General features: G+C 40.6%; 13 protein-coding genes. 8 read left to right on the top strand and 5 right to left on the bottom strand.

Annotated elements, in window-relative coordinates; genetic code table 11:
- Positions 1-62: 62 nt before the first annotated feature.
- The 3 genes from ACH11B_RS06290 to ACH11B_RS06280 form a co-directional block, all read right to left on the bottom strand.
- The gene (locus ACH11B_RS06290; protein ID WP_377610109.1) at positions 63-533 is read right to left on the bottom strand and encodes a GNAT family N-acetyltransferase; all 471 of its coding nucleotides are present in this window, start codon (positions 531-533) and stop codon (positions 63-65) included.
- A 194-nt stretch (positions 534-727) separates the two neighbouring features.
- Positions 728-1,147 carry a type II toxin-antitoxin system VapC family toxin gene (locus tag ACH11B_RS06285; protein ID WP_377610108.1) on the bottom strand — a complete coding sequence of 140 codons (420 nt, stop codon included), beginning with the start codon at positions 1,145-1,147 and terminating at the stop codon, positions 728-730.
- Positions 1,137-1,382, bottom strand: a complete 246-nt coding sequence (locus ACH11B_RS06280; RefSeq protein WP_377610106.1) for a DUF6364 family protein — start codon at positions 1,380-1,382, stop codon at positions 1,137-1,139. Before ACH11B_RS06280 ends, ACH11B_RS06285 begins: the two co-directional genes overlap by 11 nt.
- A 265-nt stretch (positions 1,383-1,647) precedes the next feature.
- Here ACH11B_RS06280 and ACH11B_RS06275 point away from each other — a divergent pair, with 265 nt between their 5' ends.
- Together ACH11B_RS06275 and ACH11B_RS06270 are read left to right on the top strand one after the other, a co-directional pair.
- A complete protein-coding gene (locus ACH11B_RS06275; RefSeq protein WP_377610104.1) occupies positions 1,648-1,881 on the top strand; it encodes a hypothetical protein in 234 nt (77 codons plus the stop codon).
- Positions 1,859-2,275, top strand: a complete 417-nt coding sequence (locus ACH11B_RS06270) for a PIN domain-containing protein (RefSeq protein WP_377610102.1) — start codon at positions 1,859-1,861, stop codon at positions 2,273-2,275. Before ACH11B_RS06275 ends, ACH11B_RS06270 begins: the two co-directional genes overlap by 23 nt.
- Before the next feature lie 152 nt (positions 2,276-2,427).
- Here the strand turns inward: ACH11B_RS06270 and ACH11B_RS06265 are convergent, their stop codons facing one another.
- Positions 2,428-4,491 carry a helix-turn-helix domain-containing protein gene (locus tag ACH11B_RS06265; protein ID WP_377610100.1) on the bottom strand — a complete coding sequence of 688 codons (2,064 nt, stop codon included), beginning with the start codon at positions 4,489-4,491 and terminating at the stop codon, positions 2,428-2,430.
- A 195-nt stretch (positions 4,492-4,686) separates the two neighbouring features.
- Between ACH11B_RS06265 and ACH11B_RS06260 the strand changes: the two genes are divergently transcribed.
- Positions 4,687-5,277, top strand: a complete 591-nt coding sequence (locus ACH11B_RS06260; RefSeq protein ID WP_377610098.1) for an ankyrin repeat domain-containing protein — start codon at positions 4,687-4,689, stop codon at positions 5,275-5,277.
- A 23-nt stretch (positions 5,278-5,300) separates the two neighbouring features.
- On the top strand, positions 5,301-6,347 hold the full coding sequence (locus tag ACH11B_RS06255) for an acyltransferase family protein (protein WP_377610096.1): 1,047 nt from the start codon (positions 5,301-5,303) through the stop codon (positions 6,345-6,347).
- A 106-nt stretch (positions 6,348-6,453) separates the two neighbouring features.
- On the opposite strand, the gene ACH11B_RS06250 is transcribed toward ACH11B_RS06255, so the two are convergent.
- Positions 6,454-8,868, bottom strand: a complete 2,415-nt coding sequence (locus ACH11B_RS06250; protein WP_377610094.1) for an ABC transporter permease — start codon at positions 8,866-8,868, stop codon at positions 6,454-6,456.
- 425 nt (positions 8,869-9,293) lie between these two features.
- Here ACH11B_RS06250 and ACH11B_RS06245 point away from each other — a divergent pair, with 425 nt between their 5' ends.
- The 4 genes from ACH11B_RS06245 to ACH11B_RS06230 are packed head-to-tail and all read left to right on the top strand — an operon-like array spanning position 9,294 to position 16,356.
- Positions 9,294-12,557, top strand: a complete 3,264-nt coding sequence (locus ACH11B_RS06245; RefSeq protein ID WP_377610092.1) for a SusC/RagA family TonB-linked outer membrane protein — start codon at positions 9,294-9,296, stop codon at positions 12,555-12,557.
- A gap of 10 nt (positions 12,558-12,567) precedes the next feature.
- Positions 12,568-14,325, top strand: a complete 1,758-nt coding sequence (locus ACH11B_RS06240) for a RagB/SusD family nutrient uptake outer membrane protein (protein WP_377610090.1) — start codon at positions 12,568-12,570, stop codon at positions 14,323-14,325.
- A 42-nt stretch (positions 14,326-14,367) separates the two neighbouring features.
- Positions 14,368-15,120: a rhamnogalacturonan acetylesterase gene (locus ACH11B_RS06235; protein ID WP_377610088.1), complete on the top strand. Its 753-nt coding sequence runs from the start codon at positions 14,368-14,370 to the stop codon at positions 15,118-15,120.
- Between the two features lie 21 nt (positions 15,121-15,141).
- A complete protein-coding gene (locus ACH11B_RS06230) occupies positions 15,142-16,356 on the top strand; it encodes a Gfo/Idh/MocA family protein (protein ID WP_377610086.1) in 1,215 nt (404 codons plus the stop codon).

Raw genomic sequence — 16,356 nt, 5'->3', positions numbered from 1 at the left:
ATATCGGACAGCAGAGTGTGCGATACCGTACAGTGGATTAGGTTGCGTTAAAGGGAATTTGTCTAGGCGTCTACTTTCTTGATCATTTCAATATGATCAATCCCATCTTCATCATAGACTTCTCCATCCACAACAAATCCAAGTGATTCGTAAAAGGGTATGGCATATACTTGGGCTCCAATGCGGATGGGACCTTCGCCAAATAGCTCATAACACGCTTGAATAGCCCGTTTCATCAGCTCTTTCCCCAAGCCTGTACCCCTTGCCGCTTTGCTGGTAATAATACGGCCAATCGACATTTCGGGATAGGATATACCAGGAGGAACTAGGCGTGCATAGGCTGCCAAGGTTTCGTCCTGATAGATTAATAAATGATGGCACAACTGGTCTTTATTATCGGCATCCAAATAGGCACAATTTTGTTCTACGACAAACACCTCACTTCTTAATCTTAAAAGCGCATATAATTCATAAGGATTAAATGCGTCGAAAAGTCTTATGTACTGCCTGAGGGAGCTAATATCAAGTTTCATAATAGGACAAAGATACGGGCTTTTTTTGTTTAAGTATCAAGCCTGCCTGCCGTAGTCAGGTATCAAGATATTCTTAAACTCCTATTTGTAGAGTTACGTCTTATATCTCGCTAACGGCATCTTTTTAGTCTACTAACCAATAACGAGCCACTAATAACCAATAGTAAAGATTTTAGGAGCCTCTTCTGATTAAATCATGTATTCAATCTAATAAATTCCTGAGGAGAAAGAACGGGTAGAGAAGGGAGGCTGTTTTTCTGAAAATGTTGATCGCGACTAATGACAAAATCAAGTTTATGATGCAGAGCCGTATAATATAATAAAGCATCTTCCACGTCAGTCATAGATGAATGGATCGCCGCCAAAACCTGTTCATGAGGAATTTCGATACTGTCTAAAAAGCTTAATAACGAACCGAGAATTTCTTTTGCTTTAACGGGACCATATGATTTGGTGATCCAGTAAGCACATATTTGTATGACAGAAGGGGATATGTATCCTTTTATCTTCCCTTGTTCCGCCCAGACTATAATGGTTTTTCCTTCTTCATAGGCTTTTCTTTGGAGAACAAAATCTAGTAGAATGTTGACATCCAACAATACTTTAAAAGCCATATTTATTCGCGTTATCCTCAAAATAATCTTTTGCCAAATCCGCTTGATCTTGGATTTCAGGTTTTGGCAAACTTTCAATAAGCTGAACGATTCCTTTTTCAGACGGCTTTTTCACAATGAATGTTCTAAAATAACTTTCTACAAGCTCGGAAACACTACTGTGTTTTTGGGTGGCATATGCTTTTACCTGTGCCAATAGCTGTTCATCAATAGTTAAATTTAGTTTTGCTTTCATGTGCTATTCTTAATTTAATACAAAAATACGCATAAATTTATAATATGCGCATCCGTTGCGAGCAAGATGTTTTATTTCATTACGAGATGGGCTAAACCGTTAATCATATCTTTCCCGCAGATAAATAAGATTTTCCTCAATCCAAAATTCCTTTAGTGACAGCAAGGAAGTGGTGGAATTCTTGATTTGGTGAATTGGCAGTTTCATCGGGTTGTATTGCACGCTTGCTTTTATATACGATTGATTTTTTGTAAATTTGTTTATTATGATCCGTACAATAATAAAACCGACGAAACGTAGTTTAACCATCCAGTTGCCAGAAAGTCTGGTAGGCAAAGTGGTTGAGGTTTTAGCTTTTGAGGTGGAAGAACCGATAAGGACAAAAAAAAGAATAACTAACAAAAGCAGTGTAGAGCAATTAAAGAAGGAGTTTGCGGAGTTTTCGTTCAATAGCGGTGGTTATAAATTTGACCGTGATGAAGCCAACAACTATGAGTAAAATTGCTATTGATACCAATATTCTTTTATACAGTATCGACCTATTTGATCCAGTCAAACGGGAAAAATCAATCGAACTCATTGCTCAGTTTCCTTATATCTCTTCCCAACTAATTAGTGAATTCTCCAATGTATGCTTGCGAAAGTTGAAATTTCCCAAGGAAAAAGTTAGTACAATAGTGACTTCAATGGTCAGTAAATGCGGGTTTATTCCGATAACTCGCCAGATCATCCTGCGTGCGATGGAAATCATGGAGAAATACAGACTCCAGTTTTTCGATGCCATTGTCATCACCGCTGCCCTTGAAGAAGGATGCAGAATTTTTTATACTGAAGACATGCATCATAATCTATTGGTAGAAAAAACGCTACGAGTTATTAATCCTTTTATTTAATTAAAACACGTCTCTTGGATTTTACTATTGTGCATTTTAATATTCAGGCTATCAATATGTGATGATCAAAAGCTCGGATTGTGAGAAATAATAATTGGCTTTTGTCGGGGTTGGGCCTACCGTTTTTCGAGCACTCAAGATGCACTACTATATTATAGCAACCCTTTTTCTTCTAGCGATACCTTTATCTCCTTGTGCTTATTCCAGAACTTAGTTTTGATGGTATGCATTACCGTCTTGAATTCAGGCAGATTTCTAAAAGGTTTAACTAAAGGATCTCTTTCTAGTAAAAGTATCCAATATTGATAATTATCTACCTTGCTAAATAGCTTCAAGTGATCGAGGGTTTTCTTGCTGTCTTTCAGATAAGCGTAGTACATAGCTAGGTGTACATGCTTATAAATAGATTGGTCATTGTCTGCAAACTCTTTAAAACTGGTTATGAATTTATTCGACTCCTCGTTAAAGCCCAATTTAGCTAGAACGATTCCAATAGTAAGATCTACGTGTTTAAAAATGTCCAATCGTTGAGCTTCACGCAGTTTAATAAATTGCTTGTAATACCGATAAGCGGCTTGATAGTCGCCAATGTAACAGTAAACATTTCCTATTTCCTGCAAAATATGGAGTTGTGTACTATCTCTATCCCATTCTTTCAGCAACAACTGTTTCGTTTGTTCGGTACTACTATCTTTGGCAAAAAGGATGGCTGCCTTCACCCAGATAGCATAGGAATTTTCGGGATTGTAACTTATCGACTTATTAATGTAATGAAGTGATTCTTCGACAAATCCGGTTTGTATCAGTGCATTGCTGAGGTGTAAATAGTTAATACTTGTGGTCGTAGAATCTTGTAATCCCGCATTCAACTTAACCCCTAGAAGCGCATACTCGAGGTACTTGGCGGTATTGGGAATAGAATAGTTATAAAAATCTGATAAAAAGTGGATAGCCAAAATGGAATTAGGATTGTATTCCAAGGCTTTTTCAAGATAGGGAACGGCAGCCTCATAATCTTTTTGATGTGCATAAAATAAAGCTTTGGCAATAAGGCTCTCGGGCAAAAGAGGGTCGCATAAAAGTGCTTTATCTGCGTAAAAACCCATTTCAGCGGTATAAATTTTTCTTTCTTGAAAAAGATCCAGATAATAATAGGCAATGGCAGAAACGGCATAAGCAAGGGCAAATTGAGGATCTTCTTTAATAGCCCTTTTGAAATAGCTGATGCCTTGCTCTAAATTGGTACGGCCACCTTTATGTAATAAATCGCTGCCTTTCAAAAAAAGGTCGTATGCCACCAAATTCTCGGTTGGATTTTTTTCAATCCTCGATCGTTCTTCACGAGTAATGGTCGCTTGAACTTCTTTGGCAATGTCTTTGGCAATCTCCTGCTGCAATTGAAAAATATCTTTAACCTCTCTGCGGTATTGACGAGACCATAAGTGTCGATCATTTGGAGCTTCAATCAACTGCACATTTAACAAAATTTGGTTACCGATCTTTTGACCGCTCCCCTCTACAAAATAATTTACATTTAGTTCTTTTGCCATCTCAGGGATGGATTTGAATATATTTCTGTACTTTTCGGACGATGTCCTACTCGTTACTTTCAAATCTTTTATTTTTTGAAGGTTATTGAGCGTAGATTCCATGAGACCATTGATTAAATAGACATTAGTGGAATCATTGCTGTCATTTTTGAAAGGTAATACGGCAATCGATTTTTCAAGTGAGCTCTTAGCAGATGAATCTTTCATACCATACCTGAGTAAAGCGATGGCTAATACAACGGTTAACCCGGCAGATAGTAAGATAAAAATGAAGCGTCGATTACGGTTTTTGGAAATAGCAGGAGGAGGAATATTTTCCGTTGCTTCTCTTTGACTATTAGCCGCTCCGGGAGGGAAGCCATAATATTCGCGAAAGCACTTGATAAAATAGGACGTGCTGCTAAAACCGACACGGTCTGCTACTTCAGAAACGTTTAAGGAAGACTCCCGTAGCAGATTCATCGCATGCTCTAAACGCACCTGCCTGATTAGTTGACTTACTGACAAATTGCTGAGCTTTCTCACTTTACGGAGTAGGTTTGAACGGCTCATATTCAGCTCTTCAGCGAGTTCGGAAACGCCAAACTGCTCATTGGAGAGATTTTTCTCCACGATGGTAGCAATTTGACGGATAAACTCATTAGCAACGGGCTGATAATCAGGCATTGGTTTACATCTTATCTTTTCTATATCAAATATACTTATTTGAACGATTATGCATCATAATTTATATCGATTCATCATAATTTATATTGTCATCTCTAAACTTGATGGTTTTATCCGCATAGCTATTTGGTGCGTCCTGTGAACTAGAACGATCTTTACAACAGAAAAAATCGAAAACAACTAATGCTTATTATCATGAAAACAAAAGAAACAAATTCATCAAAAGCAGCTTTTACATTATCCTTTTTAATAGCCTTGTTTATTATGACTGGATGTCAAGGCGGTTCTAACCAAAAGGAAAATGCTATTGAAGATAAGGACAAGGTTGCCGCTCCAAAAGTTGATATCCACACAGCAGTTATAACGGGAAATTTGGAAGCTGTTCAGCAGCATATCGACGCGGGAACAGATCTAAATAAGAAAGATCCTTATGGAGGGTCAAGTCCGCTAATATCCGCCGCGTTATTTGATAAGCCGGAAATGGTTAAGCTATTAATCGACGCAGGAGCAGATCTGAATTTTCAGAATAAGGAGGGATCCACTGCACTTATTACGGCCGCATTTTTTGGTCGGCCTCATATTGTCAAAATGTTACTGGATAGTGGGGCTGATAAAACAATAAAGAATAAATATGGAGCTACAGCCTACGAATCTGTAGCAGCGCCCTTCAGCGAAGTCAAGAGTACCTATGATATGATGGGTAAAATGCTTAAGCCTTTTGGATTGGAGTTGGATTACGCATATCTCGAAAAAATTCGACCGGAGATAGCTGCCCAATTGAAATAATATACAAAGAAAAAGGAAAGAATATGCCAATACTAGATAGAAGATACGATATTGATTGGATGCGGGTCATCGCGATTGCATTGCTCTTGATATATCATATAGCAATCGGTTTCCAGCCTTGGGGGATGATGATCGGCTTTATTACGAATGAAAAATCATGGGATGCGTTGTGGATTCCCATGAGCATGATGAACGTATGGCGGATACCACTTTTATTTTATGTGTCGGGCATGGGGGTTTATTTTGCCATGAGAAATAGAAGCTGGAAACAACTTTTGCTGGAGAGAGCCAAAAGGATATTACTTCCATTTCTTTTTGGGATGCTATTGATCGTTCCGCTCCACCTTTATATATGGCAAAGGTATTACCATTTTGATACAGCCTATTTACCCGGTCCCGGCCATCTATGGTTTCTTGGTAACCTTTTTGTTTATGTTATCATGTTCGCGCCGATTTTTTTCTATTTAAAGCGGCAAGAACATAGTCGGCTAGTGAATAGTATGAAAAAGACATTTAGTAGTCCGCAAGGCATACTATTAGTAATGAGTGTATTTATCGCCGAAGTTTTGTTGATCGACCCAATGCCTTTTGAATTGTATGCGATGACATGGCATGGTTTCGTTCTGGGAATGCTGGCATTCTTCTTCGGCTTTTGTTTTGTCTTGTGTGGTGCTACCTTTTGGCCTATGATTCTAAGGTGGAGATGGCTGTTTCTTGCGCTTGCAGTAACCTTTTTTATAATAAGGATTACTTATTTTCAGTCTTCAGCGCCGACTTATATGCTGTCTATTGAGTCGAACAGCTGGATTATTTCATTTTTTGCATTTGCGTACAAATATTTCAATTATCCCAGCAACCTACTTCGCTATTTAAGCCGTGCGGCGTACCCGTTTTACATACTTCATATGATTTTTCTTTACCTTGGATCTTATTTTATCTTTCCATTGGATATAGATGTACGTATTCAATTTGTTTTGGTTTTGCTCGCTACGATAACCGCTTGTTTCCTTACTTATGAATTCCTTATCAGAAGAATACCTTTCATCAGATTACTATTTGGATTAAAATGAAATCATCGCTATTATTATTCTATTTGTTATCAGCTCTTAATAGAACATAGCAAAATAACCGACAACTAATAACCAACAACTAATAACCAACAACTAATAACCAGCCTCACTCATTGCGCAAACTATTCACCGGATTGGCCAATGCGGCTTTAATTGCTTGAAAGCTGATCGTTACAAAAGCGATGATCAGGGCCATGACTAAAGCAAAACCAAAAATCCACCATTCCATCTCAATGCGATAAGCAAAGTCGTTTAACCAATTGCTCATAACATACCAGGCTAAGGGAAATGCAATAACCGCTGCAATGAGTACTAGACGTAAAAAATCGGTAGAAAGCAGTCGAACAATCGTTGCGGTACTGGCACCTAATATTTTACGGATACCGATCTCTTTGACGCGCTGAGTGATGGTAAAAGCAGAAAGACCGAACAAGCCCAAACAGGCGATGGCAATGGCAATACACGAAAATAAGGTAAATATTACCTGTTGTTGCTGTTCCGCTTTATAAAGATCGGCAAAACGGTCATCCAAAAAAGTATAAGTAAAAGGTGTTTCCGGTAAGTATTTTTCCCAGACTGCTTGTAAGTGCGCTAAAGCTTGCCGGACATTCCCGTTAACCTTAATCGAAATTCGCCCATAACCATTCTCATCAGTAGAACTAAACAAAACTAAGGGTAAAATGCGTTGATGTAAAGATTCGAAATTGAAATCGTTCATAACACCGACAATTTGTCCCGCCCTCGTGTCGTATTTAAAAGGTTTACCAATCGCGTCTTCCGGCGTTAATCCCAGAACACGAACAGCAGCTTCGTTCAGAATAAAGGAAGAAGTATCTCGCTCATTACCGGCGCGAAAATTCCTGCCGGTAATGATATCTATTCCATAAGTAGGAATAAAACCGGCATCGCTACGTACATATTTGATATCCGCCTTTGAGGGGGCTAAGCCATTTCCTAAGTTGATTTGCGAACCGGCGGCATCTAACAACCTTCCCGAGGGAATTCGGCTTGATCGTCCTACTTCTTTAATGTTTGGGTTGGCCAGTAGGTTGGTTTTAAATGACTGAAAGGCACCATCTAGTCCTTGGTTGTTGTTAAGAACTACAATCTGTTCTTTATTAAAACCTAAACTTTTGTTTTGAATGTATTGAAGTTGCCTGAACACAATCAAGGTACCTACAATAAGTATAATGGAAATAGAAAACTGAAAAACTACAAGTGCCTTGCGGAGCGAAAATGTATGCTCGCCGGTTTTGAAAATGCCTTTCAGTACTTTGATAGGTTGGAAACCGGAAAGAAATAGGGCGGGATAAATGCCTGATAACACACCGATAATGAAGGGAAGAATCGTAATGGCAATTAAAATAGGGGCCTGTAGCAGGTGACTTAGCGTAAAGGTCTTTCCGGCCAGTAGATTTAATCCGGACAATGCCATTCCTGTCAATACAACCGATATCAACGAGGCCAGTAAGCAGAGCAGGACACTTTCGCTTAAGAACTGATAAATTAATTCTGTTTTCTCGGCTCCAACGACTTTCCGGATTCCAATTTCTTTTGCACGCAGGGCGGAGCGTGCGGTGGACAGGTTCATATAATTGATACAGGCGATCAGTAAAATAAAAAGACCTATTATAGAGAAGATATAAACCCGTTTGATATCGCCGTTTTCTTCCAATTCGGAATCCTTATGAGAATGAAGGTGAATATCTGTTAGTTTTCTTAACGAAAGGAAGGTCCACTCCTGGGCTTTATTGTCGGCACCGGGAATATGTCTGTTTAAGAAAGACGGAAATTGTGCTTCCAGTTTGCCGGCATTGTAATCTTTAGGCAACAAAACATAGGTATAAAACGCGTTGTTTCCCCAATTGGTACGAAGTTGTTCTTCTCCATATATTGCAGTATCCCTTAATGTAGAAAAAGAGACCATGATATTGGGATGCCAATGCGCATTGGAAGGAAGCGATTTATAAACACCCGTTACCGTACCGGTAAGCTTTTGGTCAACTTTTAATAACTTATTTAAAGGGTTTTCCGTTCCAAAATACTTCTTGGCCATTTCTTCGGAAAGCATGATGGAATAAGGTTCTTGCAGTGCCGTTTTCGGATCACCTTTGGTTACTGTAAAATCAAAGACCTTAAAAAGGTCTTCATCCGCACAGTAGACATTATCCTCATTGAATACCTTATCCTGGTATTGAAAGGTCATACCCCCAATAGGAAGTATGCTGGTCAGTGCCTGAATTTCCTTAAAGTCGTTTTGTAATAAAGGACCAACAGGCGGCGCAACCGCACCGAGTTCTAGGGAGACGCTTTTACTCTCTGTATTTAAGAAAGTTCGTTCTACTCGGTAGATTTGGTCTGCCTTGCTATTATAGCGGTCATAACTCAGTTCATCAAATACATACAAGGCGATGAGTAGGCAACAGGTGATTCCAATACTCAAACCAAACAAGTTGATGAAGGAAACGAATTTGTAGCGTAACAAATTTCGCCAAGCGATTTTTATGTAATTTTTTAACATGGTATCAAGTATTAAGTATCAAGCCTGCCGGTAGGCAGGTATCAAGAGATGTTAAAAGCTCCTTTACGACGTTGCGTCTTACCCGCTAGTCAGGCAATCTTGCGTCTTATATCTTTACTCAACTTTATTGCCACAACAAAAAGAGTCCTTTTTAGCCGTTTGGGCTATTGTTATTTCAATTGTTGTTCGAATATGGACAACCGGTGTTCGTATTCGAACACTATTGAAACCTGCCAGTTTTCGGCAACGTTCTCGTTAATAGCTTGATCATTTTCATGAAAGCAATGCGGTTAACTGATATTTTTGGAATACGAGGAGTATATATTGCTTTATATTCCTGTACAACAGCCAATTTTTACCAATATAAACTCAGGGTCGTGTTATCCGCGTCCTATTAGGAGCGGAAAAAACCTACTGTTTAAATTATGAAACGAAAAAAAACCTATCCAACAGCTTTATTAGGGCTACTCGTAGTGCTCCTTTTGTACGGAAAAGGATATGCACAACAAAACAAGACAAGTGAAACTATTCGCGGCACCGTTCGGGATGCGGATTCGAAGGAACCGATTAAAGGGGCTACCGTGCTAGTTCTCAGATCATCCGTCGTTACGCAGACGGATGAAAATGGCCATTTTCAGCTATCACTTCCAGCGGGTAATAATGCCGTCTTGGTTGTCAGATCAATGGGGTATTTACAGAAAGAGATACCGATTACGAACCAGCAAACACTGCAGATCGCGCTCAAAAAAGACCAAGTAATGCTGGATGAGGTGGTGGCTATCGGATATGCTACCGTGAACCGGAAAGACCTAACAGGCTCAGTTTCTTCCCTAAATGATAAACAATTAAAAGACATCCCCATTAATTCAGCCGCGGAAGCACTTACCGGCAGGCTGGCAGGTGTGCAGGTAACTACATCAGAAGGCTCACCAGGGGCTAATGTCCAGTTGAAAATTCGAGGAGGAGGTTCTATTACCCAAGATAATTCACCCTTATATATTATTGATGGTATACAAGTAGAAGATGGCCTCAATAGCTTGTCCCCTCAAGATATCGCATCCATTGACGTGTTGAAAGACGCCTCTTCTACAGCAATTTACGGGGCACGAGGAGCGAATGGTGTCGTGATTATCACCACAAAAGGCGGAAGGGAAATGAAAACGGAGATAGGCTACAGTAATATTTTTGGCTTAAAGCAATTGGCGAATAAGTTGGATGTGATGCGTCCTTATGATTTCGTGATCAGGCAGTATGAACGCACGAGGGGAAACAGCAGTATGGAAGAGGGCTTTGCCACAATGTACGGTCAATGGAATGAACTGGAAAAATATAAAAACGAACCTTTTATAGACTGGCAACAGAAAACATTTGGCAACGATGCATTCATGCAGACGCATAACCTGAGTATTACGGGCGGTACAGAAGCCATTCAGTATAACTTAAGCTTAACCAGCAATGATGAGGAAGGTATTATGCTTAACTCAGACTTTAATCGGAAAATGCTCAATTTTCGATTCGACAATAAGGTAAACAGTAAACTGAAAGTTGGTTTTAATGTTCGCTACAATAATCAAAAAATAAACGGAGCGGGAACTTCAGATGAATCGGGGTCGACTTATAATATGCTTCGGCATACCATAAAATATAGGCCTCTTACTGTTGGCGGTTTATCGGAAGAAGAGCTGGATGAAGCCTATTATGAAGAGACCAATACAGGAAATGCGCTTGGTATTATAAATCCGGTAGAGCTAAGCAATGCACAATACAGAAATAGACATACACGCGTCACCAACCTGAATGGCTATGCCAATTATGTGTTCAACGACTGGCTTTCATTCCGCACGGCAGCGGGTTTTAACTATCAACTCGAAGATATTAATCGTTTTGATGATGGGATCACTTCAAGGGCCAGAACATTAGGTGCGCGCTTGCCTATGGTATCACTCTTGGGTACCGAACGCAACAGTTTTAACAACAGTAATGTCTTAACCTTTAAGATACAGCGCGAGCAACATCATATCGATGCGATTATAGGGAATGAATTTTATACCATATCGTCCAAGAGGACAGAAAACCAATTGCGCTATTTTCCGGAGGGGATTAATGCTGAAAAAGCACTGGCCCAATTAAGCCTTGGTACGGTTATCCCAACCTATCCGCAAACCTATAATTCCGAAACGCGTACGGTTTCTTTTTTCAATCGGACAAACTACGCTTTCGCGGATAAATATTTGGCCTCCTTTAGCATACGTGCCGATGCGTCTTCTAGATTCGCTTCCGATAAACGTTGGGGCTTCTTTCCTTCTGGTTCCGTCGCCTGGCGGCTTTCAGCAGAACCTTTCCTGAAAAATATGTCTTTCATTTCGGATATGAAATTGAGGGCAAGCTATGGCTCCGCTGGAAATGATCGAATAGACGACTACTTATTTTTGAATATCTTCGGTATTGGTTCTAAATATGCCCTCAATGAGCAAATACTACCGGGGCTGGCTGTTAATGATTTGGCAAATCGTGATCTGATATGGGAAACTACGGTATCTAAAAACATTGGGTTGGACCTTGCCCTATTTAACTCCCGTATACAGCTTACGATAGATGCCTATCACAATAAAGTGAACGATTTATTGTTAAACGTACCTATACCGACTACCTCAGGGTATAAAACACAGTTACAGAATATCGGTAATACGTCCAATAAGGGCATCGAATTTCAACTCAATGCCACGGCCGTCAGCAATAAGAACTTTACGTGGAATACGGCATTCAATTTATCTTTTAACCGTAATCGGATTGACAAATTATCCAACAGCCAGTCTTATTATTATGAATACTCTGGTTTTGGCATCTCTGGTCAACCGGCAGATTATGTCGTGCAGGTAGGTCAATCTGTTGGTACTATGTATGGCTTTGTATCAGACGGCTTCTATTCAGTGAACGATTTTCATTATGATCCGGCGACTTCCATTTATACACTAAAAGATGGTGTGGTGGATGTTTCTAATGCCATTGGCACTGCCCAACCGGGATGGATGAAATTGAAAGACCTCGACGGTAACAACCGGATTGATGAAAATGATAAGACCATCATTGGCGATGCAACACCTAAATTTTCGGGCGGTTTGTATCAGCAATTCACTTACAAGAATTTTGATATGAGCATTTTTTTGAATTTCGTGTATGGAAATAAAATCTATAATGCCAACAAAATAGAATTTACCAATGGTTACAGCAGCAATTCAAACTCATTAGCAATTATGAATGATCGTTGGAAGACCATCGATGGTAATGGCCAGGTAGTACAACAAGTGGTAACCGAGGGGGGAAGGCAGGTGGTAAAAGGGATAGCACCTGATGCCTTGGCCGCCTTGAATCAGAATGCCAGCATCTGGATGCCCATCAGCGGTGTAGGTGCTTGGTATCCTACATCTTGGGCAATGGAAGACGGATCTTTTTTGAGGATAAATAACATCACTTTAGGCTATACTTTTCCGAGTGCTATGCTTCATAAAATCAAACTTAAAAAGTTAAGAGTTTATGGTACCGTGAATAATTTAGCGGTATTTACCAATTATTCAGGTTATGATCCCGAGGTGAATACACGGAGAGCCGTGCCCACGACACCGGGAGTTGATTATTCAGCTTACCCAAGAAGTAAAACATTTATTATCGGTCTTAATCTTACGCTTTAACACCATGATCATGATATCCAAGATTCATTTAAAAAGAATAATCCTTGTTTTTGCACTTTCCGTATCGCTATTTTCATGCAAGAACTATTTGGACCTGGAACCGCCCTCTGCGTTCAGTGAAAATTATGTATTCAGTAACCTGCCCAATGCAAGAAGTGCGGTACTAGGCGTATATGATCGTTTATCGGGTTTACAAACCTATGGCAGTCGGTTGAGCTTGATGTATCCTTACGACAGTGATGAAATGGTTGGTGTTTTGAATGGTGCCGCTCCAGATAACAGTTCCAGAGATTTATCCCGCTATAATTTACAGGCAACCAATGCACAACTCGCGGGGCCTTTTGAACAATTATATGCAGGTGTCGAACGAGCTAATATTTGTATTAAAAACATTCCCGCAATGGATCAATACAGCAATGGTACGGCCTCGGAACAGTTGGAACTAAAGAGATTGCATGGAGAGGCTCTCACCCTTAGGGCACAGTTTTATTTTGAGCTTATTCGAAATTGGGGAGATTTACCGGCACCTTTCGAACCAGCAGCCGATCAGGCGGAGCTTACCCTGCCAAAGGTTGATCGTGATACGATCTACAATCGTTTGATTGCAGATCTGAAAACTGCGCAAGAGCTGTTACCCTGGCGCACAGAAGCAAGTAACGATGAGCGTATTACGAAAGGAGCCGCAAAGGCCTTACGGGCAAGATTGGCTTTATACCGTGCCGGGTTTTCCCTTCGCAGAAGTAACCGTATGAAACGAACAGGTGATTACCTGTCTTTTTATCAGATTGCCCGAGATGAATGTTATGAACTCATGCAACATCGGGAACAACATACCCTCAATCCAAGCTTTCAGGCGGTATTCAAAGATGGAATTGATGCTTACACCCTTGATCCACACGGGGAGATTCTGTTGGAAGTAGCAATGGGACGCGAAACAGATAGTAATTTAGGGTATTATGATGGACCGCGATTTTATGTGCCGGGAAATACCTCTTTATTAGGAAATGGCCAGATTAGAATTATTCCTGCTTATTTTTATGCCTTTGATTCGTTGGATACCCGACGGGATGTTACCTGTGCACCTTATTATAATGATCCGGATTATAGTAAAAAAGTGCAACCCTTGCTGAATATGACCAGCGGAAAATTCCGTTCGGATTGGATCAATCCGCGCCTTTCCTCCGCCATTCAGGCAACGGGTTTAAATTGGCCCCTAATCCGATTTTCTGATGTCCTATTGATGTTTGCGGAGGCTGAAAATGAACTCCATAATGGACCCACAAGCGAGGCCATATTAGCCTTACAGGAAGTGAGAACCCGTGCTTACGGCGGAAACGAAACCGGAAATATTCCAAACGACAAAGAGGGGTTTTTTAACAGCTTGGTACAGGAACGTTACCTTGAATTTGGCGGCGAGGGGATCCGAAAATATGACCTTATTCGCTGGAATCTGATTGGTCAGAAGATACAAGAGGTGCGGGATGTGTTGACTAAAATGAAAAATAAGGTAGCTCCCTATGATCAACTCCCGCAGTACATGTATTATAAACCGGCAGAACAGGAAGTTGTATGGGGAAATTCGTTGTATAAAGCGAGTCCTGCAATCGCGCCTGAGGGTTTTGTAAGAGTAAATTGGATGGCAGCCTTAACAGATGTTTGGATTACCAATGTTGCCCAGCTTTTTAGGGCCAATCACAGCGAGCTATTTCCGATTCCACAGACCGCGATCGATGCCAACCCGAACCTAACACAAGACTATGGTTATTAATTGTAAACATTTAATCGCAGCGAGATGATACCCTACCGTTATATGAAAAAGTTTGGCCTGATATTAGGCCTTATATGTCTATTTAGCTTTAAACAAACCGAAGAGATACATATTTATTCCATTGGTGATTCTACCATGGCCGATTATAGGGCAAGTTATCTCGATAAATTTGGTAAAGGATACCCCATCCGCGGTTGGATGCAGCTTGCACCCTCTTTATTTACAGAACATGTACATATACATAATGAGGCAATGAGCGGACGCAGTTCAAAAAGTTTCCGTGATGAGGGCTTTTGGTCGAAGGTTATACGACAGGTTAAGGCTGGTGATTACGTGTTTATTCAGTTTGGCCATAATGATGCCAAACCAGATACGGCCCGGCATACAGAGCCATATACGACCTTCAAGCAAAATATAGAACGCTATGTTCGAGAGGTACAGGCAAAAAAAGCATATCCCATTCTATTTACATCCATACCACATCGGAAGTTCGATCAAGAAGGGCATATCGTAGATACCCACGGCGCTTATTTAACGGTTGTAGGTGAAGTAGCGAAGTTAACACATACACCGCTTATCGATTTACATGCACTGGTAGCTGCTTTTTTAGAAAAAACAGGGCCGGAGCAATCCAAGAAATTATTTTTACATATTCCACCCGGAAAATTTGCTTCCTTACCCGAGGGGAAAAAGGACGATACGCATCTATCGGAATTTGGAGCGAAGTGCGTTGCGGGGCTCGCGGTCTCAGCGTTGAAAGAAACCAACTTACCACTCCGCGCATATATTAAATAACCGTTAATTCTTAAGCAAATCATGAAAAAATTTAATCATTATTCTAGAAAAGAGTTTTTAACGCGCAGCGGACTGATGCTCTCCTCACTGGCGTTGGATAAACTGCCTTCGTTTTCGAGCAGACTATCAACTGATCAAGTACAGGTAGGTATTATTGGAACCGGGTCGCGGGGTACCGGTTTAGCTAAAATATTAATGGGAATAAAAGGGGTGAAGATCACTGCATTATGCGACGTTTATCAACCTCACCTTACTAGCGCCCGTCAGATAGTAGGAGATAAGGTGTCGACCTACACGGATTATCGAAAATTGTTGGAAGACAAAAACATCGAGGCTGTCGTTATTGCTACACCGCTCTTTTTACACCATCCGATGGCGAAAGATGCTATACAAGCTGAAAAACACGTCTATCTTGAGAAAGCCATGGCCTATGATATTCCACAGGCAATCGACTTACGGAAGGTTGTTGAGGCGTCTTCGAAGGTATTCCAAGTAGGGTTTCAATATCGCTATTTCGCGCTTTATCATAAGGTGAAGGAAGTAATTAGTCAGAATTGGCTAGGTAAGATTACGCATTTTGAGTGTCAATATAATCGAAACTCCAATTGGCGTTTTCCGGTAAATAACCCGAAAGATGAAAAGTTGATCAATTGGCGGATGTATCGCGCCTATTGCGGAGGCCCCTTATCCGAATTGTGTGCGCATCAGATTGATGCTGTGCATTACTTACTGGATAAGAGACCTATAAAAGTTGTTGGGTTTGGAGGCGTCAATTATTGGAAAGATGGTCGGGAGACTTATGATCATATTCGAACGGTTTATGAATATCCCGAAGGCATACAGTCGAGCGTAACCTCTGTGCTGTCAAACGCTTATAACGGCTATAATATACGGATTTTAGGAGATCGGGCCACCTTAGAGATCCAAAGGGATAAAGCGTTTATTTATGCAGAGTCGACAAAGAACCAACAAGGTACTGTTGATGGCGTTACCGGCGCCACGCTTCTGGCGAGAACACAAGGAGAAGCCGAAGAGCTGATTTTTAAGGAAAAGAATGAGCAGCTACCTGATCCTTCCGTGCTTTCTTTACAACACTTTATTCATTGCATCGTGACCAATGATAAGCCTTTATCTAATGCGCATACGGCATATGATAGTACAATTGCCATACATATGGGCAATTTAGCAGCCGAGACGGAAACCGTTCAACACTGGAAACCCGAGTATACGCCCTGA

This window comes from Olivibacter sp. EAT-5 (assembly GCF_044784325.1).
Lineage (GTDB): Bacteria > Bacteroidota > Bacteroidia > Sphingobacteriales > Sphingobacteriaceae > Olivibacter > Olivibacter oleidegradans.
Note: the sequence above shows the minus strand (reverse complement) of the source record. Positions and strands in the feature narration are given on the sequence as shown.